The following is a 25,105-nucleotide window of genomic DNA, read 5'->3' as shown; positions in this document are numbered from 1 at the left end:
TCGTAGGTGCGGCCGAGATCACCGCGGCTATACGCACTGTACAGAGCGCCGGACTCAATTCGACACGGTGGCTCTACCGCGCCTGCCTCGCGAGGGCTGCGGCCTGGTGCCGGTGGCCGACCAGCTCGTAGCCGACGACCACCACGGCGGGCGACAGCGTGATCAGCACGAGGCTCACCCCGATCGGCCCACCGACGGCGGCGACCAGGACGGCGGCGGCGAGCATCGCGACGGTCCCGGCGAACAGTCCGAGGTGGAACGGGTCGCCCTCGTGCATCAGATACGTGTAGAGCAGGAACAGGACGATCGAGAACACCAGCACGGGAATCGCGACGCTGAGGATGGCGCCGGTCTCGCCGATCGCCGCATCGCCCTGCACCAGGTAGGCGACCACGTGCAGCCCTGCGCCGGTCGCCGCGATCGACGCGTAGAGGACGATGTGGCTGTATCCCCATCCGACAGCACGCCGTCGATGGCGGCGCAGCACCTGCGCGGACGGCACGATGAAGTACGACCACCACAGCCCGAACGTCAGCCCGACCCCCGCGACGACGACGAGCACGGCGTCGACACTCCACCCCTGCTTCGCCACCAGCGCGGCCACCGAGGTGACGGTGCCGAACAGCACCTCCCCGAGCGCGATGATCGTCAACAGTCCATACCGTTCGGCGATGTGGGATGCGTTCCACGGCGTGCCTCCGAGCCTCACCTCGGCGATGATCGGCCCGCCCAGCTCGACGATGAACAGCAGCGGCGCCAGGATGAGGACGGTGTCGAACGGCACGGCGGCGAACGCCAGCAGCACCCAGCCGATCTGCGCGAGGGTCACGAAGCCCGCGTAGGTCAGCGCGACGCTCCTCCTGCTCTCGTCCTGCGCGGCTGCCCGCAACCACTGGGCCACCATCGCGATGCGCATCACGACATACCCGGCGACCATCACACCGTTGTCGAACGCGTCGCCGTGCTCGACGGACGCGAACATCGCAGGCAGGCCGAGCGCCAGCACGACCACCCCGATCATCTGGACCATCGTGGTGACCCGGTAGAACCAGTCGTCGGTGTCGTAGGCGGACGCGAACCAGGAGAAGTTGATCCACGCCCAGCAGATCGCGAACATCGCGAACGCGAACGCGCCAAGCCCCGGCAGCACGTGCCCGCCGGCGACGAGGTGCGAGAGCTGGTCGCCCGCCTGCCCGAAGGCGACCACGAACGCGAGGTCGAAGAGCAGTTCGAGCGGCGTCGCCGCCCGATGCTGCTCCTCGGGGTCGCGGCCGCGCATCCTGACCAGCCGATGGCTGAGACCGGACGACGTGAGCTCGGACATGGGTCTATTGTTGCGCGCGAAGGCGCGACGACGTGGAGTTCGTCCGGCAGCAGACAGCAAAAAAGCCCCGAGATGGCGAGATCTCGGGGCTAGTAGCGGGAGCGGGACTCGAACCCGCGACACCACGATTATGAGCCGTGTGCTCTAACCACCTGAGCTACCCCGCCGCTGCCTCCCGCTGACGTGTGTCGGGAGGAGGGAGCCCCCTGTGGGAATCGGACCCACTACCTCTTCCTTACCAAGGAAGTGCTCTACCAATGAGCTAAGGGGGCGAAGCCTGCGAGCTTTCGCTTCGCGTTTTTGGCAACCGTAAGAGAATACCATCTGCGCGAGGGTGCTTCGTACACCCGCCGGGCCGCGGTTCGGAGCGGGGGCCGCCCCTGGCCGAGGCCCGGCGGATCGCGCGCAGGTCAGGCCGCTTCGCGCTCCTCGGAGGCGCCGGTGAGCGCGTCCAGTTCGTCGGCGGTGAGCTCGAGAGTCACCGAGGCGAGGAGGTCCGGTAGCTGGTCGATGGTGCGTGCGCTCGCGATGGGCGCCACGACGGTCGGCTGCGCGGCGAGCCAGGCGAGAGCGACCGAGGCGACGGAGGCGTCGTGTGCGGCGGCGACCTCGTCGAGCGCGTCGAGCACGGAGCGGCCACGGTCGTCGAGGTACTTCGACGCCCCGGCCGCGCGGGCGCTGTCGACCGTGACGCCGTCACGATACTTGCCGGTGAGGAACCCCGCGGCGAGCGCGAAGTATGGCACGACGCCGAGATTCTCGCGCTCGGCCAGAGCACGGTACTTCTCCTCGAAGTCGCGCTCGACCAGGTTGTAGTGCGGCTGCAGGGCGACCGCGCGGTGGAGGCCGTTCGCCTCGGTGATCGAGAACCACTCCTCGATGCGCTCCGGGGAGTAGTTGGAGATGCCGATGTAGCGCACCTTGCCCGCGTCGACCAGGCTCGACAGCGCGGCGACGGTCTCCTCCAGCGGAACCGTCTGGTCGTCGAAGTGGGCGTAGTAGAGGTCGATGTGGTCGGACCCGAGGCGCTCCAGCGATGCGTCGGCCGCGCGCAGGATGTTGTCGCCGGCGAGACCCTTGAAGTCGGGATGCTGGCTGACCTTGGTGGCGAGCACGACGTCGTCGCGGTTTCCGCGCGCCTGGAACCACTGCCCCAGGATGCGCTCGCTGTCGCCGCCCGTGTTGCCCGGCACCCAGGCGGAGTATCCGTCTGCCGTGTCGATGAAGTTTCCGCCGGCATCCAGATAGCCGTCGAGGACGGAGAACGAGGTGGCCTGGTCGGCCGTCCAGCCGAAGACGTTGCCCCCGAGCGAGAGGGGGAAGACCGAGAGGTCGGACGATCCGATGGTGCGGCGGGGTGCTGTCATTCGTGGTTCTCCTTCGATGGCGTCGATTGACCGTGCTCTCACGCTAACGCGGGTGCCTGTGCCCTATTCCGGGAACGCCTGAAGATGTGGAGAAGTTACGCGGTGTGAATAGTGTGGAGAAATGCAGACGATCGAACGGGGCGACCGCGCCGACCTCGCCGCCGATTGCGCGCGGTGCGTCGGACTCTGCTGCGTCGCGCTCGCGTTCGCCCGTTCCTCCGAGTTCGCCTTCGACAAAGCGGCAGGCGAACCGTGCGTGAACCTCGACGACGACCACCGCTGCCGCATCCACCCCGAGCTGCGCGAGCGCGGCTTCAGCGGGTGCACGGTGTTCGACTGCTTCGGGGCGGGCCAGCAGGTCACCCAGCACACCTTCGGCGGCGGCGACTGGCGCGAACGCCCAGAGCTTCGCGGCGAGATGTTCGCCGTCTTCCCGATCATGCGCCAGCTTCACGAACTGCTCTGGTACATCGACGAGGCCGCGCGGATGCCGGCAGCCACCGCCCTGCGACTCCAGCTGGATGCGGCGCGCGACGAGGTGGCGCTGGTCGCTGACGCGCCGGCCGACCGCATCCTGGGCGTCGACGTCGACGACCTGCGCGCGCCCGTCGCCGAGCTGCTGCGCATCGCGAGCCGCCTCACCCGCGAGGCCAATGCGCCCGCCACAGTGCCCGATCGGCGCATCTCTCCCGGCGCCGACCTGCTCGGCGCGAAACTCGCCGGGCGCGACCTGCGCGGCGCAGAACTCCGCGGCGCGCTGCTGATCGCCGCCGACCTGTCCGGGGCGGACCTCTCGTTCGCCGAGCTCATCGGCGCCGACCTGCGCGACGCGAACATCGCCGGCGCCGACCTGCGCACCGCGATCTACCTCACGCAGGTGCAGGTCAACGCCTCCAGAGGGGATGCGCGCACGCTCCTCCCCGAGGGCCTGCTCCGGCCGTCGCACTGGCGCGACTAGACCGCATCCACTCCCGGCAGGCGGCGCACATCCAGCGCTGAGGTGGGGGCAGCTAGCATGTCGGGTGAGCGCCAACGGAGCCGCGATCCATCCCACACTTCCGAGACAGGTGATCACCATCACGTCCCCCGCATCCGCGCCCGAACAGAACGCGTCCGCTGTGCCGACCGCATCCACTGGCGCGCTGGCGCCGAGCAGCCCCGGCAGGGAGTGGTGGCGCTCCGCCGTGATCTACCAGGTGTACCCGCGCTCGTTCGCCGACGCCGACGGTGACGGCATGGGCGACCTGCCCGGCATCACCCACCGCCTGCCTGCGCTCCGCAGCTTGGGGGTGGATGCGGTCTGGCTGTCCCCGTTCTTCACCTCGCCGCAGAACGACGGCGGATACGACGTCGCCGACTACTGCGACGTCGACCCGCTGTTCGGCACGCTCGCCGACTTCGACACGATGCTGGAGCGCGCGCACAGCCTCGGCCTGCGCGTCATCATCGACATCGTCCCGAATCACAGCTCCAGCGCTCACGCCTGGTTCCAGGCCGCACTGGCCGCTGCTCCCGGCAGCGAAGAGCGCGAGCGGTACATGTTCCGCGACGGCAATGGCGAGCACGGAGAGCTGCCGCCGAACAACTGGGAGTCGATCTTCGGCGGCGCGGCCTGGACCCGCATCACCGAGCAGGACGGCACCCCCGGGCAGTGGTACCTGCACCTGTTCGACAAGTCGCAGCCCGACCTCAACTGGGAGAACCCCTGGGTGTGGGAGCAGTTCCGCAGCATTCTGCGGTTCTGGCTCGACCGCGGCGTCGACGGCTTCCGGGTGGATGTGGCGCACGGCATGGTCAAGGAGGCCGGCCTCCCCGACTACACGCCCCCTGCCAACGCGGGCAGCATGGGCGGCGTCGCCCTGGAGCCCGAGATCGGCGCGCACGCGTCGACGGAGCCGCCCACTCCTCCGTACTTCGCGCAGGACGGCGTCCACGCCATCTACCGCGACTGGCACACGGTCCTCGAGGAGTACGAGGGCGACCGCGTGCTCTGCGGCGAGGCCTGGGTCGAGCCGCTGGAGAAGCTGGCCCGCTGGGTGCGCCCGGACGAGATGCAGCAGACCTTCAACTTCGGCTACCTCGAAACGCCGTGGGACGCCGCAGCGCTTCGCACGGTGATCGACCGCTCCATCTCGGTGTTCGCGAGCGTCGGTGCTCCGAGCACCTGGGTGCTGTCCAACCACGACGTCGTCCGCCACGCCACCCGGCTCGCCCTCGAGGGCGAGAACCTGCAGGGTCACGGCATCGGCCCGAAGTCCTCGGGCATCCCCGACACGGCGTTCGCGCTCCGCAGGGCACGTGCCGCGACAGCGCTGATGCTGGCACTGCCGGGCTCTGCGTACCTGTACCAGGGCGAGGAACTCGGGCTGCCTGAGGCGATCGACCTGCCGGACTCCGCGCGCCAGGACCCGACCTGGTTCCGCACCAACGGCGAGCGGTACGGCCGCGACGGCTGCCGCGTTCCTCTGCCCTGGGAGGGCACGGAGCCCTCGTACGGCTTCGGGCCGGGAGCCGCGAGCTGGCTGCCGCAGCCCGCATCCTGGGCGTCGTACACGCGCGACACCCAGGAGGGCGTCGCGGGCTCGACCCTCACGATGTACCAGGATGCGCTGGCCGCGCGCCGCGAGCACGACCTCGCATTCGGCACGCTGGAGTGGGCGGAACTGGGACAGGATGTGCTCGCATTCCGTTCGGGGAATGTGTTCGTGATCGCGAACGTCGGCACAGAGCCGGTGGCGCTACCGGACGGTGAGGTGCTCCTCGCGAGTGCTGACCTCATCGGCCGCGAGCTTCCCCAGGACACCACGGTCTGGCTCCGCGCCTAGAATCTCCACCGACCTGGCCAGATGCCAGTGACTGCGCCGCATCCCCGAGATGCGAGCACAGTTGCTGGCATCTCGTCGTTGTCAGGACGCGTTGGCCTTCAGCCACGCATAGGGGTCGACCTGACGGGTGCCGTCGAGCAGGATCTCGAAGTGCAGGTGCGCTCCGGTCGACACACCGGTGTTGCCGACGAGCCCCACCGTCTCCGCCACCCGAACCTGCTGACCGACGCTCACCCGGACAGAGCCGGACTGCATGTGGCAATACTTGCTGCTGACGAGCTGACCGCCGATCATGTGGTCGATCGTGACGTTGACGCCGCATCCGCCGTTGTCTCCGCTGACCACCTCGCGTACGACGCCATCCGCCATGATCTGGATGGGGACGCCGGACCCCGGCGTGAAGTCGACCCCCATGTGGTTCGTGGATGCGCCCTCCGTCGGCGCGGACCGCGGTCCGAACCAGTCGGAGATCGGCACGCCGACGGGGAACGGCCACTGGACGGCGCCGCCGGGGTTGTTCGTGAACGTGTCGGCGATGCGCATCGAGCGGAGCCCGGCGACCTTCTCCCTCGGGCTGACCTGCACGCCGTCGCGGGCGATGGATGCGACGCCGACCTCCACGGGCATGGCCAGGTCTTGCACAGAGCCGGACGGCGCACTCGGAGCGACGTACTCGGCCTTGAGCGCCTGGATGCGGACGTCCTCCTCGGTGAGGAGCGCCATAGCTGGGACCGAGGTGGCGACGCCGATGGCGATGACGAAGGTCATGGCGGTGACGCTGAGGCCCGTGCGGGCGCGGGGGCGCGTGCTGGAGGGGGTCGACCGGGCCGGGGGCTGCTCGCGGCGGGATCGACGCGGGACCTTCGCGGAAGCTGCCGCCAGCTCCCGCTCCTTCTCCCTGAGCTCCCGCCGGGTCGGCTGGCCCGCATCCGGAGTCGCCGACGTCTCGCTGGAGCGCGCGGGCATCGGGGAGGTCGGGCGGTCGGGAGTCAACGGAGCGGTCGGCTTTCGATCTTTCTCAGACGTTCACAGGGGAATGCCCTTGCACTGATGCTGGGCAACCCACCCAATGTAACGAAAAGATAACCGACTTCCCAAACCGTTCCGCAAGAAATCCAGCCAGATCGGTATATCAGCGCCACTCCGAGTAGAAGGCGTCGGCGAGCGGATGCAGCTGCTCGTACAGTCCGGGAGGCGCCGCCACCAGCAGGTCCTCCCCCTCAGGTCCGGCTCCCAGCCCGCCGACCAGCGCCCCGGCCTCGCGCGCGAGGAGGGCCCCCGCCGCGTGATCCCACGGGTTGAGTCCGCGCTCGAAGTACGCATCCAGTCGCCCGGCCGCGACGCTGCACAGATCAAGCGACGCCGCCCCGATGCGCCGCACATCCCGCACCTGACCGATGAGCTGCGCCACGAACGCCGCCTGCCGTTCCCGTTTGCGGGCGTCGTAGCCGAACCCCGTGCCGACGAGGGCGAGTTCGAGAGGGACATCCCGGTTGACGTGCAGTTCCCGGCCGTTCAGCCTGGCCCCGCCCCCGGCCGAGGCCGTGAACGCCTCGCCGCTCGCCGGATTGACGACGGCGCCGGCGATGGTGCGCCAGGTGGCGGGATCGGGGTCGCCTTCGACGACCGCGATGCTCACCGCATACGCGGGGATGCCGTAGAAGTAGTTGACGGTCCCGTCGATCGGATCGACGACCCAGGTGAGCCCGCTCGTCCCCTCACCGCCGCCGGACTCCTCCCCCAGGAACCCGTCGCGCGGCCGCGATGCCGCGATGGCCTCCCGCACCAGTTGCTCCACTTCGCGGTCCGCCCGCGTCACGATGTCGGTCAGCGACGACTTGGATGCGGCGATCTCCACCCCCTCCGACCTGCGCAGGTATGCGAGGTCGGCGGCGCGACGGGCGACGGTGAGCGCGATATCCCGGAGTTCGGCATTGGAAGGCATGAAGACAGCCTGGCAGACGGGGGACGCGATGCGGGAAGGAGAACGCGAAAGCCCCGGTCGCGCTGACCGGGGCTTTCGGCTGATGTGGCGAGTGAGGGATTCGAACCCCCGAATGCTGAGCAGTCTGATTTACAGTCAGATCCCTTTGGCCGCTTGGGTAACTCGCCGTTGGCGCTCCCGACCACCAGTGTTCTCGTGATCGAAGGCGCTCGACAAGGATACTGTTCCAACGCCCGCAGCGGAAATCAGCGCTCATCCAGCCTGCTCCCTGCCTCGCGCTCGTCCCCTCTGCCGTCGGCAGATTCGCGCCGGGCAGAAACGCTGGCGCCCGCGCAGCCTCCGCTCACAGGATTGGCCCATGAGCACAATGACCGACAACACACCGGATCAGCTGATCTTCAAACGCCTCCTCGAGGAGCGGATCGTCTTCCTCGGAAGCGAGGTCACAGACGACTCGGCCAACGAGATCTGCGCCCAGCTCCTCATCCTCAACTCGATCGAGTCGGAGAGGGACATCTACCTCTACATCAACTCTCCGGGCGGCTCGATCACCGCGGCGTTCGCGATCTTCGACACGATGAACTTCGTGCAGGCGGACGTCGCGACGGTCGCCCTCGGCTTCGCGGCGTCGGCCGGACAGTTCCTGCTCTCCTCCGGCGCCGTCGGCAAACGGTATGCGCTGCCGAACGCGAGCGTCGTGATGCACCAGCCGCACGGCGGGTTCGGCGGAACATCGGCGGACATCCAGACCCAGGCGAAACAGATCCTCTACTTCAAGCGGCGCATGGCGGAGCTGACCAGTATCCAGACCGGCAAGCCGATCGAGCAGATCCTCGAGGACGGCGACCGCGACCGCTGGTTCACCGCCGACGAAGCCCTGTCATACGGCTTCGTCGACCACGTGGTCGGCTCGACGCTGGCGCTACCGAGAGGGTGACCTATGCTGCACGTCGACTCGGGCGACGAGAGGCCGCGCCCCGACGAGCGCATGGCCGAGGATGCGGGCCAGGCCGCGGACGCGAGCCCGAAGGCGGATGCGCGTCCGGTGGTGGATGCGCGCCAGGCGGGGCAGGACCGTCAGGCCGCGAGCAGGACGTCGGCTGAAGCGCCGACGGCGAGGCCGTGTTCGTCGGCGATGCGCAGCTCGTCGGCGGTGCGCAGGTCGTCGGCGATACGCAGCTCACCTGGCGCGGACGCGACCAGGTGCCCGGCAGGGGCGAGCTCGCGCACAGGCGTGGTGTGGGCGGGATGGAGACGGACGAGGTCCGCTGCGGCGAATTCGGCGGCGACTCTGGTGAGCAGTTCGCCCTCGCTGATGTCGAAGACGCGGCACAGCGTGGCGAGGATCTCGGACGACGCCTCCTTCCGGCCGCGCTCGATCTCCGACAGGTACGGGATGGAGACGCTGGCGGTCTCGGACAGCTGACGCAGGGTCTCTCCGCGTTCCAGCCGCAACCGCCGGAGCACGGCCCCGATCGCATGTCTGAGCAGCATGTCCCCTCCTCGTCTCGTCGACGTGTCCGCCAGCCTAGGCCCGCTCTCCCCGACGCGCCCGCACCTCCAGCGGATTCTGCTCACGGCAGAATCCGCGCAGCGGTCGCGGCGGCTGGCGTGCCCGACCTGGCCAGCACGATGGCGCAGGCGACCAGCGCGCAGCCGATGACCCAGCCCGCCACCGCCGACCCGGCCAGCAGCACCACCAGAACGCCTCCGGCTCCGGATGCGACGGACAGCCAGACGCGCGGCGCACCGGCCCAACGGCCATCGTCCACCAGCGCCGCCCCCCACCGCACGAGACGGCACCCGTGCCGTCCGCTGACCAGACGGCACCCGCCCAGCCTCCAGCCGTCCCGCGATAGCGACCACCGCCGTCACCGCGACGGCCACGACCGCCAGCCACAGCCCGCGCGTCGCCCACCAGTCCGCCGTGCGCGGCTGTGGCAGCGGCATCCCGGACAGCAGGAGCACTCCGGCGAGCGCGATGAGCACGAGCATGTGCCAGGAGTAGATGGTCATCGCGCGGGCATTGATCGCGCGGACGACCGTGGCGAGCATCCGGGTGCCCGCCAGGAGGCGCAGGGCAGGACGGGCGAGGTCGAAGACGCTCAGCTGGGCGACGCCGAGCAGGACCAGGGCGAACGTCGGCGGGTTGAGGTTGGCGAGGAGGTCGAAGGAGTACACGCCCGTGGCCGCGAGCACGACCAGCGTCCCGAGAGCGCCGACGGCGATCGCGCCGCGCGTCCGGCGGGAAAGCGAAGCGACCGTGCCGTCCGCCAGCCAGAAGCCCAGCTGCTGCACCAGGAGCCAGACGAACAGCAGGTTGGCGAAGCCGATCGCCGTCAGCCCCGTGGATGCGCGAACGATGTCGACGCCCACCGCGAGCGCCGCGAGCACCGCCACCGTCCGGATCGGGAACCGCAGGTGCGCGGCGACCATCAGCGGCACTGCTGCGGTGCACAGCAGGTACACCCCGAGGAACCAGAGCGGCTGACTCAGCCGGAATCCCGCCGTGGCGACCATCGACGACGGCACCCCGCACAGCGTGAGCACCGAGAGCGCGACGGCGGAGGCGGCGAGGGCGGCCACGGCCGGCAGCAGCAGCCGTCGCATCCGCCCGGCGAGGTATGCGGCCGGCGCAGTGCCTCTGTCGCGCATCCCTGACCAGTGGAGGAAGCTGGAGAACCCGCCGAGCACGAAGAACAGCGGCATGACCTGCGCCAGCCAGGTCAGCGGTGCGAGCCCTGGCCAGCCGTCGAGTGCGTTCTGCAGCACGGGGGCGCCACCGGACACGCTCACCCCGACCATCAGCGCGTGCAGCAGCACGACGACCACCAGGCACCCCGCCCTGGCGATGTCGACCGCCGCGTCCCGAGTGGATGCGGCACGCTCGATTCCAGCTTCACCACGGACCCCCACCCCGCCGGACACCCCAGCGTGCACCCCATCCGGAACCCCGCCGTGCAGAGCACGCGATTCCTCCGCCACCATCGAGCGCGACATGCCATCTCTCCCGTCCGGCCCGCGGTGGGCCGTCGGGGGAAGCGTCTCAACGGGGTTTCGGCGGGGTCGTCCGTCCGCGGAGCCAATCGCATCCCGTACCGCCGTATGGGGTGCGTGGACTCCGCGACGTGGCTACGGCGCCGGCTCGACCAGCCCGGCGTCGAACGCCAGGATCACCGCGTGCACGCGGTCGCGCAGGCCCAGCTTGCTGAAAATGCGGCTGACGTGGGTCTTCACCGTCTGCTCCGCGATGAACAGCTCGGCCGCGATCTCGCCGTTGGAGCGGCCCCTGCCGATCAGCACCAGGATCTCGCGCTCCCGTTCGGTGAGGTCGGCGAGCTGGAGCGCGTGCCGCGTCCCGGCGGGGCGCTGCGCCGCGAACCGTTCGAGCAGGCGTTTGGTCACGCGCGGCGAGAGGAGCGCATCCCCTGCCGCCACCACCCGCACCGCCTGCACGAGGTCGCCCGGTGTCGCGTCTTTGAGGAGGAACCCGCTCGCGCCGGCCGACAGCGCCTCGTGCACATAGTCGTCCGCGTCGAAAGTCGTGAGTACCAGGACGAGCGGCTGATGCGGTTCGCCCCTGGTGGTCGGGTGGACGAGCTCCCTCGTGGCGTCGATGCCGTTCATTCCGGGCATCCGGACATCCATCAGCACCAGGTCCGGCTTCAGGCGTCTGGCGAGCGCGACGGCTTCCTCGCCGTCCGCCGCCTGGCCGACGACCGTGATGTCGTCCTGCGCGTCGAGAATGGCGGCGAACCCTGCCCGCACCATCGCCTGATCGTCGGCGATGAGCACGGTGATGGTCATGCTCTTCCTTTCAACGGGACCGGGATGCTGGCCAGGACGACGAAGCCGCCGTCGTCCGTGCGTTCCGCCTCCAGCCTGCCACCCAGCAGAGCGGTGCGCTCGCGCATCCCCCTGATCCCGTGTCCACCCGAGTCCGGCGCTGGGGCGGAGGCTGGGCGTCCTGGGGCGCGCTCGTTGCGCACGGAGACGTCGAGCGTGTCGCCGGAGCCGTCCGTCTGCGTCGTCCGTTCGAGCCGCACGACGGTCGCGGCTCCCGTGGCGTGCCTGGCCACGTTGCTGAGCGCCTCCTGCACGATGCGGTACACCGTCAGTGAGACCGCGGGGTCGAGCGGTGTGTCCGGCAGGCGGTCCTCCAAGACGACGCTGCCGCCGGCACGGGATGCGCGGCTCACCAGGCCGGCGATCTCGCCGATCCCCGGCTGCGGCGCCGTCTCCACCACGGTGTCCTCGCTGCGCAGCACGCCGAGCAGTCTGCGCATCTCGGCCATCGCGGCCCTGGCCGTCGCCGCGAGGTCGTCGAACTCCTCCGCCGCCTCCTCGCTCAACGACGGGATGCGGTAACGGGCGCTCGAGGCCTGCACCTGGATGGCGGACATGCCGTGGGCGACGACGTCGTGCAGTTCCCTGGCGATCCTGGTGCGCTCCTCCGCGAGCTCGCGGCGCGACAGCTCAGCGGCAGAGATCCGCTGCTCCCTCATCAGCTCGCGGCGGACATCCTGCCATTTCGTCACGAGAACCGCGCCGAGCAGCACGGCAGCGCTGACCGAGCCGAACACGATGAGGTCGGCGATGACAGAACCGGACGTCGCAGGGGGCCGCGCCGCGATGAGCGCGACCAGGATGCCGCCGAGGGCTCCCCCTGCCCAGCCGACCAGGCCGACCCGCCAATCCGAGCGCAGCGTGGCGATCGCGAGCACGAAGCACTGCGCCACGATCGATGGGACGGCGATCGGCCATGGGCTCGCGCCGTCGGGGACGGATGCGAAGGCGGCAGCGACCAAGGCGACCACGGAGACCACGACGGCCGGTCGCGGAGCGACGATCGCGAGCACGATGGACGCCGCCTGCGCCAGGCCGAGACCGAGCGCGAGGACGACGGGGATGCCATAGACGGCGGAGCCGAGCGCGGAGGTCAGCACCAGGATCACCACCGCGGCGGTCGAGCCGACGCCCCAGAGGAGGACGAGCGGGCCGTCGAGTCTGCTGCGCAGAGGGGGCTGGTTGGTCGTCATCGTCAATCCGCTCATCGTCGTTCCGTCTGTCCTGCACGTCGCGTTGACGTCAGTTCCGCCTGCTGCCACCCCGTCGTGCGGTCCCCTGCGTGTGCGCCGGGGGGCGTTGCCGCGGGGCGGGTGCCCGGGACCGGCTCCAGTCCCGGCTCCGTCTCCGTTTCCGTTTCCGGCGCCGTCCGGCCCGCCCGCTTCGCCCGCCTGCGTGCGGCCACCCGCATCCCCACGTCGACGAGCACACCGGTCGCCATTCCCATCGCGATGCCTGCGAGCATCCCGAGTAGCGGGTTGCCGTGCAGCCAGTGCCCTGCGAGCAGTCCCACCGTAACCGAGTACGCCGCCCAGGACAGCCCGGCGAGGACGGAAAGCCCGAAGAACCGGCGCCGCGGGAAGCCGGACGCCCCCGCCACCAAGTTCACGGCGACGCGGCCCACCGGGATGTAGCGCGCGGTCAGCAGCAGCACGGCGGCGCGGCGGTCGAGACCGGCGCGCGCCCAGCCGACGGCCGCCTGCATCCTGGGCCGGCGCATCCACCCGAAGCGGGTGACCCCGACGCCCCGGCCGATCGCGAACGTGACGTTGTCGCCGACGATCGCACCGACCGCGGCGCACGCCACGATGAGCGCGATGTTCGGCTGGCCGAGCGTGATGCTCGCGGCGGCCGCCGCGATCACCACGGATTCGCTGGGCACCGGAGGGAAGAACGCGTCGACGAAGACGACGACGGCGACCACCAGATAGATCCACGGCGATGACACCGTCTGTGCGATCAGCTCGTTGACTGCGTCCATCCCGTGCTCCCCTCGGATACGGACGGAGGATTCCGCCCATATCCGAGGCTAGGAAGACGGGATGCGCGGCGCGTCACCCGGCGGTACTTCGTGCCCCCTACCGCAGGGGGATATCCCCGGTGGGTGTGGGTACGGGTGCCTGCGCCGGGGCTGCGGGGGCGGTGGCTACGGCGGGCGGGGTGGCGACGGCGGCCGCGGTGGGCGCCACGTCTGCTGCCGCCGGCCTGCCGGGGAGCAGCAGCGACAGTCCGATCGCCACCACCGTGAACCCGATCGCCCACCAGAACGCCTGGTCGAACGCGTCTGCGATCCCGGCCAGCGAGTGCGCCCCCACCGCGGCGCCCTGCAGGACGACCGCGAGGAGCGCCACCCCGAACGATCCGCCGAGCTGCGTCGCGATCCTGGTCAGGATGCTCGCGTGCGGAACGTCCGAGCGCTCCAGCCCGACGAACGCGACCGTCATCAGCGGGATGGTGACCGCCCCGAGCCCGAAGCCGCGGACGAGGAGCGCTGCCATGAGCATCCACTCGTTCGTCGTCGGTGTGGCGAATGCGAACGGCACCGTCGCGATGCCGACGATCGCGAACCCGATCACGGACACCCAGCGGGCGCCGAAGCGATCCGTGAACCGCCCTGCCGCCGCCCGGCTGAACAGCGTGCCGATTCCCTGCGGTACGAGAAGCAGGCCCGCGCCGAGCGCGTCCGTCCCCCTGACCTCCTGGAAGTAGAGAGGTAGGAGCAGCATCGCGCCGTACAGGGATGCGCCGGAGAGGAACAGCAGAGCCGACGCCGACGAGACGGGGCGGTGCCGGAACAGCCGGACGTCCACGAGCGCTGCGCCGGCACGGTGCGCCGACCAGAACGCGAACGCAGCGAGCAGGAGCGCGCCGGCGATCACGGGCACGAGCACGTCGCCGCGCGCGAAGCCGCCGTCCTTGCTCACGTTCGAGAGCCCGTAGAGCAGTCCCACGACCGCCGGTGAGAGAAGCACGAGTCCCACCCAGTCGAGCTTGGGACGCGCGCCGAGCGTGTCCCTGGGCAGCATCCGGATCGCGAGGACGATTCCGACGGCGCAGAACGGCACGTTCACCCAGAACAGCCAGCGCCAGTCGAGGAAGCTGAGGATGAGGCCGCCGAGCACCGGTCCGAGGATCGGGCCGAGCACCGCGGGGAGGCTCACCGCCGACATGATGCGGCCCAGGTTCTGGCCGTGCGCCGCCTGCATCACCAGGGTGGACATCAGCGGGAGCATGATGCCGCCGCCGATCCCCTGAACCACGCGGAACCCGATCAGGCTGGGCGCGTCCCAGGCCAGGCTGCAGAGCACGGAGCCGAGCAGGAAGATCGCGAGGGCGATGATCCAGAGCCGCTTGCCGCCGATGCGCTGCTGTGCCCAGCCGACGATGGGGATGGTGACGCCGAGGGCGAGCAGGTATCCCGTGCTGACCCACTGGATGGTGTCGACGGAGGTGTGCAGTTCCGTCGCGAGCGTGTGCAGGGCGACGCTCACGATCGTCGTGTCGAAGATCACGGCGAGCGCGCCGACGATCACCACGACCGCGATGCGGACAACCCCCGGATCGAGCTTGGTCTTCTCCGCCACCATGTCTCCTTAAGGTACGCGACTGTATCTTATGGCGATCATAGGCCGACGCGATAAGATACGCAAATGGATCTTGTCGAGCAGGAAGCACCCGCTCGCCGCCGCAGAGGCGTCGAGCTGGAGAACGCGATCCTCGACGCCGCCTGGGACCAGCTGGTGCAGAACGGCTACGCCGCGTTCACCATCGACGCCGTCGCCGCCCGCGCCGGCACCAGCCGCCCCGTGGTGTATCGTCGCTGGCCGACCAGGCAGGAACTCGTGCGGGCCGCCATCGCCCGCGCCGGCACCCGCGACCGTCCGGCCACCCCGGACACGGGCAGTCTCCGGGGCGACCTGATCGCGCTGCTGGACATCGCCAACCGGACGAGGCTCGGGTTCGCCGCAGCGCTCAGCGTGCACCTCGGGGGCTACTTCGCCGAGACGGGAACGAGCCTCGCCGACCTGCGCGAGGTCCTCCTCGGTGGCAGCACGACGGCGATGGACGTCATCCTCGAGCGGGCGATCGCCCGCGGTGAGATCGACCCTGCACGCCTCACGCCGCGCATCGCTGCGCTGCCGTTCGACCTCTTCCGGCACGACGCCATCATGACGCTGAAGCCGGTGCCGCCGGAGACGGTCGCCGAGATCATCGACACCATCTACCTGCCGCTGGTGCGCCCGATGGATGCGGGTGGAGCGTCCCCGAGCTAGGCGCGGCTCGCGCGCTCGGCCGCAGCGAGCACGTCCGGCCGCAGCACGAGGTGCGCCCCGAGCACCTCGAACCCCACGAGGAACCCGGCCGCGTCGAACTCCGCATCGATATGCGCCCCTGCTGCCGGAGCATCCGGAACGGCGGAGCGGTCTGGCAGGGACGGATCGGTCGGGACGTCGAGGCGGAAGTGCGCGACGTCGAGCTCCGGGTCGTATGTGAGTCGCATGCCCCCGAGCCTAGGAAGCGCGCGGCGGCGTGTCGTCGGACCCTCGTACCACGTGCGGTTCGACCGGAGGAGGAGATGCGCACTGCGGGCTCTGCGCCGATCCGCGACACCCCGCATCCACTGCCCGCAATGTCGGTGGTGCGGCGCAGAATCGTCGGCATGAGAACCTTGGAGATTTGCGAACGGTGCGACGGAACCGGCGCCGACCCGTTCCAGCACGACGAAGAGGTCACGGTGTGCGTGGAGTGCAGCGGAGACGGCTGCCACGTGACCTATCTGGCCGAACTGCAGCAGACCGCGTAGTCGCCCCGTATTGGCGTTCGCGGCCGACCCTGTTTGAATTGTGTGGTGCCGCACGGCACCCGTGGTTCTCTCAGGAAGGTGGCGACGAATGGCAGACTCATCGTTCGACGTGGTCAGCAAGGTCGACAAGATGGAGGCCGACAACGCCCTCAACCAGGCGCGCAAAGAGGTGGAGCAGCGCTATGACTTCAAGAACGTCGGCGCCTCCATCGAGTGGAGCGGTGAAAAGGTCCTGATGAAGGCCAACACCGAGGAGCGCGTCAAAGCCGTCCTCGAGGTGTTCGAGTCGAAACTGATCAAGCGCGGCATCTCCCTCCGGTCGCTCGACACCGGCGAGCCGTATGCGTCCGGCAAGGAGTTCCGCATCGAGGCCGGGATCAAGAACGGCATCGAGCAGGACGCCGCCAAGAAGATCAACAAGCTCATCCGCGACGAAGCACCGAAGAGCGTCAAGTCGCAGATCCAGGGCGACGAGCTCCGCGTCTCCTCCAAGAGCCGCGACGACCTGCAGGCCACGATGAACCTGCTCAAGGGCGCCGACCTCGACGTCGCCCTGCAGTTCGTCAACTTCCGCTAGCCGGTCCGGGATGCGCGGTGTCCTGCGCCGGCGGGCGCGCGCATCCCGTGCATCCCGTTCGTCCGGTGCTCAGCGCAGATAGCCGTGCAGCCAGCGGCGCAGCTCAGCGTACGCGTGCCTTCGCACCGGCTCGCGGGACAGAAAGATGTCGTGCAGGGCGCCGTCGATGCGGGAGACGGTCACGGTCGGGGCCAGCTTGAGGGCGCGCTGGGCGATCTCGTCCACCACGAGGACGATGTCCGAGCTCAGCATCTCCGGCGTCCACCTCGGCAGAATCGTGGAGCGCGCCGACACCATCGTGAGCACGGGAGCGTCGATCGCCAGACCGGACGCCACGCGCGCGTGTCCGGCCATGACCGCGGCCAGCCACACAGGGCGCACGGCGAAACCCCTGACCGGGCGCCAGTTCAGGTCGTAGTCCCACTCACCCTCCATGGTCGACGACACACTCCTGGTGTAGAAGCCGAGGTCGACGTTCGGGAGTGGGGCACGGGGATCCACGCGGGCCTGAAGGCCGATCAGCGGGGCGAGCGCCGCCCGCCCGGCCGAGTGCGCCTGGAACTCGAGCCACGGGCTGTTCAGGACCAGCGCATCCGCTCGTCCAGGGTGGCGGTCCGCCCAGAGGCTGAGCGTCAATCCGCCGGTCGAGTGGCCGAGGAGGACCAGTTTGCGGCCCTTCTGGCCGCTCTCCGCGATGATGGCGATGGCCGCATCCAACTCCTCGTCATAGGTGGCGAGATCGTCGACGAACCCGGGGGTCTGCCACGGCCGCAGACTCCTGCCGTACTTGCGCAGGTCGATGGCGAAGAACCGCGCGCCGTTCTCGTGCCAGAACGCTGCGAGCTCCTTCTGGAAGAAGTAGTCGGACCAGCCGTGGACGTACAGCACATCCGTGTCGGCGGCCACCGGCCTGTGCAGGCGCAGGTCGGCGAGGTGCGGCGGCGGGACGTAGCGCACCAGGGTCGCCACGACCTCGCCCTCCGCATCCGGCTTCAACGGCAGCGTGAGCTGTTCGAATGCATCCCCGAGCACATCCTGCGTCCACCCCTGCGCGTGCGTCATCACCCCAGCGTGGCAGGCGTGACGGGATCGCGCGAGCGTCAGTCCTGCGCCGGCGTCTCCGTGGGTGTCGCGTTCGTCGCGTTCGAGACGCGGACCATCTCGTCGCGCGGCACGACCTTGACGCGGGCGCGACCGCGCTCCGCCCCGAGCGCCTGCTCGTGGGTGTCGAGGTTGTGCCAGCCGTCGAGGTTCGTGTACTCCACACCACGCTCGCGCAGCAGGTTCTCCACAGATTCCTCGGAGGGATCGGTGGGGGCCCACCAGTTCCCCTGATCATTGATCACATGTTTGATGGTTTCCATGGCGTCCGACTTGGTATGACCGATGAGGCCGACCGGCCCGCGCTTGATCCACCCCGTGGCGTACACGCCGTACATGCGCTCGTTGTCGCCCTTGCGCAGCACCTGGCCCTCGTGGTTGGGAATCACGCCGTGCTTCTTGTCGAACGGGATGCCCGGCAGCGGCGAGCCGAAGTAGCCGACCGCGCGGTAGATCGCCTGGATCGGCACCTCACGGATCTCCCCGGTGCCGCGCACGCCGCCCTCGCCATCGGAGGCGGTGCGCTCGTACCGGAACGCCGCCACGTGGCCGTCGCCGTCGGAGACGATCTCGAGTGGCTTGGCATAGAAGTGCAGGTGCAGCCGGCGGGATGCGGTCCCCACCTCGCGTTGGCGCCACTGCTGCAGCACGCGGTCGATCACCATCACCTGCTTGTTGCTGGTGATGGCCGCCTTGGACTGCTCGTCGTAGTCGAAGTCCTCGTCGTAGAGGATCATGTCCACATCGCGCAGCTCGCCGAGCTCGCGGAGCTCCAGCGGCGTGAACTTCACCTGCGCTGGTCCGCGCCGCCCGAAGACGTGCACGTCGGTGACGGGCGAGTTCTTGAGGATCTCGTAGACGTTGTCCGGGATCTCGGTGGGGAGCAGATCGTCGGCGTGCTTCGCGAGGATGCGCGACACGTCGAGCGCCACGTTGCCGTTGCCGATCACGGCGACGGACTCGGCCTCGAGCGGCCAGGTGCGCGGCACATCCGGGTGGCCGTCGAACCAGCTCACGAAGTCGGCAGCGCCGTACGAGCCTTCGAGCTCGACGCCAGGGATGTCCAGGTCGGCGTCGTGCACGGCGCCTGTCGCGAAGATCACAGCGTTGTAGTGGCGCTTGAGGTCGTCGAGGGTGATGTCCTCGCCGTACGTCACGTTGCCGAAGATGCGGATGTCACCGCGGTCGAGCACCTCGCGCAGAGCGGTGATGATGCCCTTGATGCGCGGGTGGTCGGGAGCGACGCCGTAACGGACGAGGCCGTACGGCGCGGGAAGGGCCTCGAACAGGTCGATGGAGACGTCGAAGGCACGCTCCGCCTTCAGGAGGATGTCTGCCGCGTAAATGCCGGCGGGGCCCGCACCGACGATGGCCAGTCGCAATTTGGTCATTCGTTGTGTCTTTCTTGCTCAGCTGGAACGTTCGACGATGGTGTCCGCGAAGCGGATCAGCGCCTTCTTGACGGGCCCGGTCGGCAGCGGTTCGAGCGCTTCGACGGCCTCGCGTGCCCAGCGGTGGGCTTCCTCCAGCGTCTGCGCGGTCACCGGGTGGTCGCGCAGCGCGGCGATGGCGGCGGTCGCGGCCGGAGTGATCTCGCCGTCCTCCGCCGTGCCGATCACGTCGCGCTCGAGGCGGTCGAGCAGGGCGCGCGCGTCCGCGTCCGACTCTGCGAGCTCGCGCAGGCGCAGCACGGGGAGCGTCGCGACGCCGGCGCGGAGGTCGTTGCCCGGCGTCTTGCCCGTCTCCTTGACGCCCTGCGACGACAGGTCGATCACGTCGTCGATGATCTGGAAGGCGACGCCGATCTTCTCGCCGAACGTCACGACGGGCTGCTCGTACTCCTCCGGCGCCTTCGCGAACACGACGCCCATCTGGGCGGCGACGGCGATGAGCGAACCTGTCTTGTCCTCCAGCACGCGGATGTAGTGCTCCACGGGGTCTTCGCCGTCCTGCGGACCGATCGTCTCGTGCAGCTGCCCGAGGCAGAGCCGCTCGAACGTGTCCGCCTGCAACTGGATGGCGCGCTCGCCCAGGGTGGAGACCATCTTGCTCGCCCTCGCGAACAGCAGATCGCCGGTGAGCACGGCCACCGAATTGCCCCAGACGAACTGGGCGCTCGGCACACCACGTCGCATCTGCGAGTCGTCCATGACGTCATCGTGGTAGAGCGAGGCGAGGTGCGTGATCTCCACGGCCTCCGCTGCCTGCAGCACCTCCGGGGTGTTGCCGAGCCCGAGCTGCGCCGTGAGCAGGGTCAGCATGGGACGCACCCGTTTGCCGCCGGCCTCCAGCAGGTAGCGGGCGGTGACGTCGGCGAGATTGTCGGCGAACCGCATCTCGGCGTGCAGACCCTCTTCGACGAGCGCGAGCCCGGCGTCGACAGCGGAAGCGAGCTCCCTGTCCTGACCGGACGAGAAGATCCGCTCCGTCAGGCCGATTTGGCTGGACAGCGACGCGGTGCGTCGCACAGCGGGGACGCTTGGTGGCACTACTCCCCCTCGGGTGGGACGCCGGACGAATCCGACGACCCCGTGGCGCCCGCTGCTCGGTTGGAGCGCGCGGGCTTGGCGGTGGTGGGTTCTGCGGTGGTGCGTTTCGCGGTGGTGGGCTTTGCAGGCGCTGGCTTCTTTGCCGTGCTGGGCTTGGCGGCCGCGGGCTTTGCCGTGGCGGGCTTCGCGGCAGCGGACTTCGCAGTGGCAGGCTTCGCAGCAGCGGCAGGCTTCGCAGCAGCAGGCTTCGCACCAGCCGGCTTCGCGGCGGCGGCAGGCTTCGCGGCAGCCGCTGCCTTCACTTCAGCAGACTTCGCGTCGGCGGGCTTGGTGGCAGGGGGCGTGGGGCCGGGGGTCGACGACGTCGCGCCGGCGGCCTCCGTCGCGCGCGCTCCACCCGCATCCCGTGGCTTGTACCCGCGGTGCAGGGCGACGATTCCGTAGGTGAGGTTGCGGTACGCGACGTGCTCGAATCCGGCCTCGCGGAGCCAGTCGGCGAGCACGGGCTGAGACGGCCATGCCTCGATGGAGTCCATCAGGTATTCGTACGCGGCGGGGTTGGAGCTCGCCAGCTTGGCCAGCACGGGCATCCCGAAACGGAGGTACGCGGAGTATCCGGTGCGCACAATGGATGCGGGGGGCTGGGAGAACTCGCAGATCACGACGCGTCCACCCGGCTTCGTCACGCGGTAGAACTCAGCGAGCGCCTTCTTCGGGTCGACGATGTTGCGGAGGCCGAACGAGATGGTGACGGCGTCGAACTGGTCGTCGTCGAACGGAAGCTGCGTGGCGTCCGCCTGGACGAACCGGACGAACGGGTTGTCTGCCTGGCGGCGGCGCCCGACCTCGATCATTCCTTCCGAGAAGTCGGCGGCCACAACGGTCGCGCCGTTCTTCGCGAGGGATGCGCTCGAGGTCCCCGTGCCCGCAGCGACGTCGAGAATGGTCTCGCCCGCCCTTGGGCCGACGGCCTTGGTCGTCGCCACACGCCAGAGAGCCGCGTTGCCCATCGAGAGGACGTTGTTGGTCCTGTCGTAGTGCGTCGACACCTCATCGAACATGGCGGCGACCTGCGCGGGCTGTTTACTGAGGTCGGCCTTACTCACCCCCCTAGCTTAGGCGGCACCGCGCCGCCCTGCATTCCAGCTCCCTGAGAGGCGGTGGCATCAGCGACAGCGGCGATCACCAGGCGAGCCGCGGTCGCGATCATGTCGACGCGAGGCGCGACCGGGGCCGTGCGCTCCGCCCAGCCGAACTTGAAGCCCAGCCAGTCCACGCCGTCTGCCGCAGTGACGGCGTCCGTGAGGAGGTCCGGGGTGAGCAGCGAGGTCGGTTCGCCGTATGCGAAGTCGGGCGTCGGGGTCATCGGGTGGTGCGCATCCACCCAGGGCGCGCCGAACGGCGACTGCTGTGCAGAGGCGCCGGAGAGCATCAGGCCGCGGAGGCGTCCGGAGGTTGCGGCGATTCGGAGCTGCTCGGTGACCAGGCTTCCGTCCCTCAGCTCGATCGCGGAGCGGCCCCAATTCATACTGAGGCCGACCCACTGCGGGAGGCCGTCCATGGCGGCGAGTTCGTCTGCCAGGTCGAGGAAGCCCTTCTCCGGTTGCTGCCGAGGCAGGAACGCGTCGCAGTGCTCGACCACGATGGCTGCGCCGTCCCAAGCGTTCGCGTCGCCGGCCAGCTCGGCCAGCGACACGGCGAGCGACGCACGGTCTCCACGAAGGGCGGACGGAGCGCTGTGCAGCTCGACGGCGGTCACCGCCTGGCGTCCGACCGCGTCGTTCAGGCGGCGGACGGCGTCGCGCATGCGACGGGCCTCCGCAACAGCGTCGGCCTGGCCGTCCGGGTCGCGGGACGCGAGGCCGTAGGACGGAGCAGAGCCGAGCCGCTTCATCGTGCCGGGGATGCTCGTCAGCACCGCATCGAACCGGCGCGGGAAGGCGCGGAGCAGCCACGCGTCGTCGTGCGGGTGGAGGCCGCCGATCCACGGAAGCTCCAGTCCGCGGACCTCCGGCAGCGCGTCCAGCCCGGCGAAGAACTCCGACTCGAGTGCCGCATTCCACGTCGCGTGGGCGGGGGATGCGGCATATGCGCCGACGAACACCCCAGCAGAAACTCCGGTCACCGTGCGACCGCGTCCGCGAACCAGCGGGTGATCGTGGCCGGGTGCGTGATCGCGGTGCCGACCACGACCGCGTATGCGCCGGCATCCATCGCCGCCGCGGCCTGCGCCGGGGTGTGGATGCGGCCCTCGGCGATCACCGGCACGTCCACCGCTGCGACCACCTCCGCCAGCAGCTCGAGGTCGGGGCCGTCCGTCTTCCGGCGTTCCTCGGTGTAACCGGCCAGCGTGGTTCCGACGCAGTCCGCCCCCGCTTCCACGGCGGCGATGGCGTCGGAGAGCGAGCCGGCGTCGGCCATCACGGTGGCGCCGGTGAGATCTTTGAGCCGGTGGATCGTTTCGGCGAGCGTGAGGCCGTCCGGCCGTTCCCGGCGGGTGCCGTCGATCGCGACGACCGTCGCGCCTGCTGCGTGCACGCTGACTGCGTGCCGAAGGGTCGGCGTGATGAACACGTCGGCGTCGCCCGCCTTCCAGAGGCCGATCAGGGGGAGGTCCACCCTGTCGCGGATGAGCGCGATGTCGCCCGGACCCTGCGCGCGGATGCCGACCGCGCCGCCGATGACAGCCGACTGGGCGACCTGGGCCATGGTCTCCGGGCTGCGCATGGGCTCGCCAGGGTATGCCTGACAGGAGACGATGAGACCGCCGGCCAGGGTTTCGAGGGTGTGGGCGATTCTCAACATGGTTCTCCAGAAGCTGGTCGTTCGTTCGGCACAAGGGGAGGAATGGATGCCGACGCCAGCGCCGCCCCGACGATGGCCGCATCCCCTCCGCGTTCGGCGGCGACGACCGGGAGGCCCGTCGCTGCGGGGATCGTCTCCGCGTCGATTCCGGCGCGCAGCGGGTTCCACCAGCGGGCGCCGGTCGCCGCTAAACCGCCGCCGATGACGACGATGTCAGGGTCGATGGCGTTCACCAGTCCGCCGATCGTGCGGCCGAGGGCGGTCGCGGCCAGCGTGATCGTCGCGGCAGCGAGCTCGTCCCCGGCGTCCGCGAGAGCGAATACCGCCCGAGTGTCCGGCACAGACGATCCGCCCGCTCGCAGATAGGCCGCGAGGATCGCCGGCCCAGCCGCGATCATCTCCACATGCCCAGTCCGCCCGCAGGTGCACGGCAGGCCATGCGCCTCCACGGACGGCAGGTGGCCGTAGTGCCCAGCGACGTGGCCGGCGCCGCGCACGAGCGCACCGTCGGCGATGAGCGCTCCACCGATGCCGGTGCCGGCTGCGACCAGCAACACCGTTCCGCGGCCACGGCCGGCGCCGGAGCGCGCCTCGCCGATGGCGTGGGCGTGCACGTCGTTCTCGACGACGACAGGGACGCCGATGGCGGATTCGACAGCCTCGCCGATCGGGGTGCCTGCCCAGCCGGGCAACGTGTCGGTCGCGGACACCACCACGCGGCGGACGGGGTCGATGACGCCGGCCGCTCCGACGCCCGCCGATACGACGCGGGACAGGGACGGTGCGGAGGCGATCACCGATTCGGCGAGGCGGATCGCGGTGGCGAGCACCGCATCGGGGCCTGCGGCGGAAGGGGTGGGAGCCTCGCTCCGCACGACGACGGCGCCGGTCGCGATGTCGACCAGGCCGGCGGCCGTCTTGGTGCCGCCGATGTCGATGCCGACCGCGAACCTCCCGCCCGCCACCGGAGCGTCCGCGCCAGCGCCCGCGCCCGCGTCAGCGCCCGCACCGGCGTGCATACCAGCGCCGGCGCGCACACCGGCGCCAGCGCGCGCACCCGCGCCCACCGTGCCGCTCATCGGACGAGCAGCCCGGACTCCTCCACGATGGCGCGGATGCGGTCGACCGTCTCGCCTTCCAACGTCGGCACCGGGTGCGCCATGCGGTTGCTGTCGATGACGCCGATGGCCTGCAGTGCCGTCTTGAACGCGCCGAGCCCTGCGGCCTCTCCACTCACGCCCTGCGCCTGGAACACGATCTCGAACAGCGAGGCGAGCTGGTCCTGGATGCGCTTGGCCTCCGCCCAGTCCCCCGCCTTCGCCGCCTCGAAGAGGCGGACGTACGACGCTGGATCGACGTTTCCGAGGCCGGGGACGACACCGTCCGCCCCGGCGAGCAGCGCGCCGTCGACGACGATCTCGTGCCCGGTGAACAGCACCAGCGGGCGGCCTGCCGCCTCGTTTGCCGCGACCAGGCGGCGGAAGGCGACGTCGTCGCCGCTGGAGTCCTTCACCCCCGCGATCACGCCGTCCAGGCCCAGGCGGATGAGGAGGTCGCGTTCGAGCTTGAGGTTCACGCGGACGGGAACGTCGTATGCGAAGATCGGCAGGCTGGTCGCCGCGGCGAGCGCTCGGAAGTGCGACTCGATCTCGACGATGTTCGGGCGCACGTAGAACGGAACAGTGGCGACCACCGCATCCACACCGGCGAACTCTGCGATGCGGATCTGCTCGATGACGCGGGCGGTCGACATGTCGTTCACGCCGGCGAGCACGGGCACCCTGCCCCCCGCGATCCTGACCGCCTCCGTGAGCACGGCGGAGCGCGCGGCGTCGGTCAGGAAGCCGACCTCACCGGACGAGCCGAGCGCGAACAGCCCGTTGACGCCCGCGGTGATCTGCGACTCGATCAGGCGCTCGAAGGAGGCGACGTCGAGCGAGCCGTCCTCGGCGAACGGCGTGACGATGGGCGGGATGACTCCGGAAAAACTGGGCTTGCTCACTGTTCTCTCCAATGGTGATG

At 69.8% G+C, this 25,105-nt stretch carries 24 protein-coding genes and 3 tRNA genes; 6 read left to right on the top strand and 21 right to left on the bottom strand.

Going from position 1 to position 25,105, the window contains the following annotated elements; all coding sequences use genetic code 11:
* Positions 1-73: 73 nt before the first annotated feature.
* The 4 genes from ASE16_RS01785 to ASE16_RS01770 all read right to left on the bottom strand — a co-directional run bounded on the left by ASE16_RS01785 (position 74) and on the right by ASE16_RS01770 (position 2,691).
* Complete coding sequence (locus tag ASE16_RS01785) at positions 74-1,324, bottom strand: low temperature requirement protein A (protein WP_200949529.1); 1,251 nt, start codon at positions 1,322-1,324, stop codon at positions 74-76.
* A gap of 93 nt (positions 1,325-1,417) precedes the next feature.
* Positions 1,418-1,491, bottom strand: a tRNA-Met gene (locus tag ASE16_RS01780).
* Positions 1,492-1,524: 33 nt separating this feature from the next.
* Positions 1,525-1,596, bottom strand: a tRNA-Thr gene (locus ASE16_RS01775).
* 138 nt (positions 1,597-1,734) lie between these two features.
* Positions 1,735-2,691, bottom strand: coding sequence for an aldo/keto reductase (locus ASE16_RS01770; protein ID WP_055889924.1), 957 nt, complete (start codon positions 2,689-2,691; stop codon positions 1,735-1,737).
* Positions 2,692-2,812: 121 nt separating this feature from the next.
* On the opposite strand from ASE16_RS01770, the gene ASE16_RS01765 reads away from it, so the two are divergent.
* Both ASE16_RS01765 and ASE16_RS01760 read left to right on the top strand, forming a co-directional pair.
* Complete coding sequence (locus ASE16_RS01765) at positions 2,813-3,649, top strand: pentapeptide repeat-containing protein (protein WP_055889921.1); 837 nt, start codon at positions 2,813-2,815, stop codon at positions 3,647-3,649.
* A gap of 160 nt (positions 3,650-3,809) precedes the next feature.
* Positions 3,810-5,516 carry a glycoside hydrolase family 13 protein gene (locus ASE16_RS01760; RefSeq protein ID WP_055891433.1) on the top strand — a complete coding sequence of 569 codons (1,707 nt, stop codon included), beginning with the start codon at positions 3,810-3,812 and terminating at the stop codon, positions 5,514-5,516.
* Positions 5,517-5,597: 81 nt separating this feature from the next.
* Here the strand turns inward: ASE16_RS01760 and ASE16_RS01755 are convergent, their stop codons facing one another.
* From ASE16_RS01755 to ASE16_RS01740, 3 genes are all read right to left on the bottom strand, one after another.
* Complete coding sequence (locus tag ASE16_RS01755) at positions 5,598-6,482, bottom strand: M23 family metallopeptidase (protein WP_082581134.1); 885 nt, start codon at positions 6,480-6,482, stop codon at positions 5,598-5,600.
* 166 nt (positions 6,483-6,648) lie between these two features.
* Positions 6,649-7,461 (bottom strand): inositol monophosphatase family protein, encoded by an 813-nt coding sequence (locus ASE16_RS01745; protein WP_055889912.1) that lies wholly within the window; start codon positions 7,459-7,461, stop codon positions 6,649-6,651.
* An 85-nt stretch (positions 7,462-7,546) separates the two neighbouring features.
* A tRNA-Tyr gene (locus ASE16_RS01740) sits at positions 7,547-7,628 on the bottom strand.
* 200 nt (positions 7,629-7,828) lie between these two features.
* On the opposite strand from ASE16_RS01740, the gene ASE16_RS01735 reads away from it, so the two are divergent.
* Complete coding sequence (locus tag ASE16_RS01735) at positions 7,829-8,398, top strand: ATP-dependent Clp protease proteolytic subunit (RefSeq protein WP_055889909.1); 570 nt, start codon at positions 7,829-7,831, stop codon at positions 8,396-8,398.
* Between the two features lie 140 nt (positions 8,399-8,538).
* On the opposite strand, the gene ASE16_RS01730 is transcribed toward ASE16_RS01735, so the two are convergent.
* The 5 genes from ASE16_RS01730 to ASE16_RS01710 all read right to left on the bottom strand — a co-directional run bounded on the left by ASE16_RS01730 (position 8,539) and on the right by ASE16_RS01710 (position 14,894).
* Entirely contained in the window at positions 8,539-10,461 is a 1,923-nt protein-coding gene (locus tag ASE16_RS01730) for an acyltransferase family protein (RefSeq protein ID WP_055889906.1), read from the bottom strand.
* Between the two features lie 132 nt (positions 10,462-10,593).
* Positions 10,594-11,268 (bottom strand): response regulator, encoded by a 675-nt coding sequence (locus ASE16_RS01725; RefSeq protein ID WP_055889902.1) that lies wholly within the window; start codon positions 11,266-11,268, stop codon positions 10,594-10,596.
* Positions 11,265-12,515, bottom strand: a complete 1,251-nt coding sequence (locus ASE16_RS01720; protein ID WP_235500244.1) for a sensor histidine kinase — start codon at positions 12,513-12,515, stop codon at positions 11,265-11,267. Before ASE16_RS01720 ends, ASE16_RS01725 begins: the two co-directional genes overlap by 4 nt.
* Entirely contained in the window at positions 12,512-13,288 is a 777-nt protein-coding gene (locus ASE16_RS01715) for a DedA family protein (RefSeq protein WP_082581132.1), read from the bottom strand. The genes ASE16_RS01720 and ASE16_RS01715 overlap by 4 nt, the downstream gene beginning before the upstream one ends.
* A gap of 97 nt (positions 13,289-13,385) precedes the next feature.
* Complete coding sequence (locus ASE16_RS01710; protein WP_055889895.1) at positions 13,386-14,894, bottom strand: MDR family MFS transporter; 1,509 nt, start codon at positions 14,892-14,894, stop codon at positions 13,386-13,388.
* A 63-nt stretch (positions 14,895-14,957) separates the two neighbouring features.
* On the opposite strand from ASE16_RS01710, the gene ASE16_RS01705 reads away from it, so the two are divergent.
* Entirely contained in the window at positions 14,958-15,581 is a 624-nt protein-coding gene (locus ASE16_RS01705) for a TetR/AcrR family transcriptional regulator (RefSeq protein ID WP_055889892.1), read from the top strand.
* On the opposite strand, the gene ASE16_RS01700 is transcribed toward ASE16_RS01705, so the two are convergent.
* Positions 15,578-15,808 carry a DUF2283 domain-containing protein gene (locus tag ASE16_RS01700; RefSeq protein WP_055889888.1) on the bottom strand — a complete coding sequence of 77 codons (231 nt, stop codon included), beginning with the start codon at positions 15,806-15,808 and terminating at the stop codon, positions 15,578-15,580. The genes ASE16_RS01705 and ASE16_RS01700 overlap by 4 nt on opposite strands.
* A gap of 159 nt (positions 15,809-15,967) precedes the next feature.
* On the opposite strand from ASE16_RS01700, the gene ASE16_RS19850 reads away from it, so the two are divergent.
* Together ASE16_RS19850 and ASE16_RS01690 are read left to right on the top strand one after the other, a co-directional pair.
* Positions 15,968-16,111, top strand: coding sequence for a hypothetical protein (locus ASE16_RS19850; RefSeq protein ID WP_162255943.1), 144 nt, complete (start codon positions 15,968-15,970; stop codon positions 16,109-16,111).
* 88 nt (positions 16,112-16,199) lie between these two features.
* The gene (locus ASE16_RS01690) at positions 16,200-16,688 is read left to right on the top strand and encodes a YajQ family cyclic di-GMP-binding protein (RefSeq protein ID WP_055889880.1); all 489 of its coding nucleotides are present in this window, start codon (positions 16,200-16,202) and stop codon (positions 16,686-16,688) included.
* A 69-nt stretch (positions 16,689-16,757) separates the two neighbouring features.
* On the opposite strand, the gene ASE16_RS01685 is transcribed toward ASE16_RS01690, so the two are convergent.
* Genes ASE16_RS01685 through ASE16_RS01650 form a run of 8 tightly spaced genes read right to left on the bottom strand, consistent with a single transcriptional unit; the run spans position 16,758 to position 25,085 of the window.
* Complete coding sequence (locus ASE16_RS01685) at positions 16,758-17,750, bottom strand: alpha/beta hydrolase (protein WP_055889877.1); 993 nt, start codon at positions 17,748-17,750, stop codon at positions 16,758-16,760.
* A gap of 38 nt (positions 17,751-17,788) precedes the next feature.
* The gene (locus ASE16_RS01680) at positions 17,789-19,180 is read right to left on the bottom strand and encodes an FAD-dependent oxidoreductase (protein WP_055889874.1); all 1,392 of its coding nucleotides are present in this window, start codon (positions 19,178-19,180) and stop codon (positions 17,789-17,791) included.
* Between the two features lie 18 nt (positions 19,181-19,198).
* Positions 19,199-20,278, bottom strand: a complete 1,080-nt coding sequence (locus tag ASE16_RS01675) for a polyprenyl synthetase family protein (RefSeq protein ID WP_055889871.1) — start codon at positions 20,276-20,278, stop codon at positions 19,199-19,201.
* Complete coding sequence (gene ubiE / locus ASE16_RS01670; protein WP_055889868.1) at positions 20,278-21,384, bottom strand: bifunctional demethylmenaquinone methyltransferase/2-methoxy-6-polyprenyl-1,4-benzoquinol methylase UbiE; 1,107 nt, start codon at positions 21,382-21,384, stop codon at positions 20,278-20,280. Before ubiE ends, ASE16_RS01675 begins: the two co-directional genes overlap by 1 nt.
* Complete coding sequence (locus tag ASE16_RS01665; RefSeq protein ID WP_162255948.1) at positions 21,381-22,403, bottom strand: DUF4862 family protein; 1,023 nt, start codon at positions 22,401-22,403, stop codon at positions 21,381-21,383. The genes ubiE and ASE16_RS01665 overlap by 4 nt, the downstream gene beginning before the upstream one ends.
* Positions 22,400-23,083, bottom strand: a complete 684-nt coding sequence (locus ASE16_RS01660) for an N-acetylmannosamine-6-phosphate 2-epimerase (RefSeq protein WP_055889859.1) — start codon at positions 23,081-23,083, stop codon at positions 22,400-22,402. Before ASE16_RS01660 ends, ASE16_RS01665 begins: the two co-directional genes overlap by 4 nt.
* A complete protein-coding gene (locus tag ASE16_RS01655) occupies positions 23,077-24,162 on the bottom strand; it encodes an ROK family protein (RefSeq protein WP_235500242.1) in 1,086 nt (361 codons plus the stop codon). Before ASE16_RS01655 ends, ASE16_RS01660 begins: the two co-directional genes overlap by 7 nt.
* Positions 24,159-25,085, bottom strand: a complete 927-nt coding sequence (locus ASE16_RS01650) for a dihydrodipicolinate synthase family protein (protein ID WP_235500239.1) — start codon at positions 25,083-25,085, stop codon at positions 24,159-24,161. Before ASE16_RS01650 ends, ASE16_RS01655 begins: the two co-directional genes overlap by 4 nt.
* Positions 25,086-25,105: the final 20 nt, after the last annotated feature.

This window comes from Leifsonia sp. Root227, from assembly GCF_001428745.1.
In the GTDB taxonomy this organism is placed as follows: domain Bacteria; phylum Actinomycetota; class Actinomycetes; order Actinomycetales; family Microbacteriaceae; genus Leifsonia.
The sequence above is the reverse complement of the archived record's forward strand: the minus strand, read 5'-3'. Positions and strand labels throughout refer to the sequence as shown.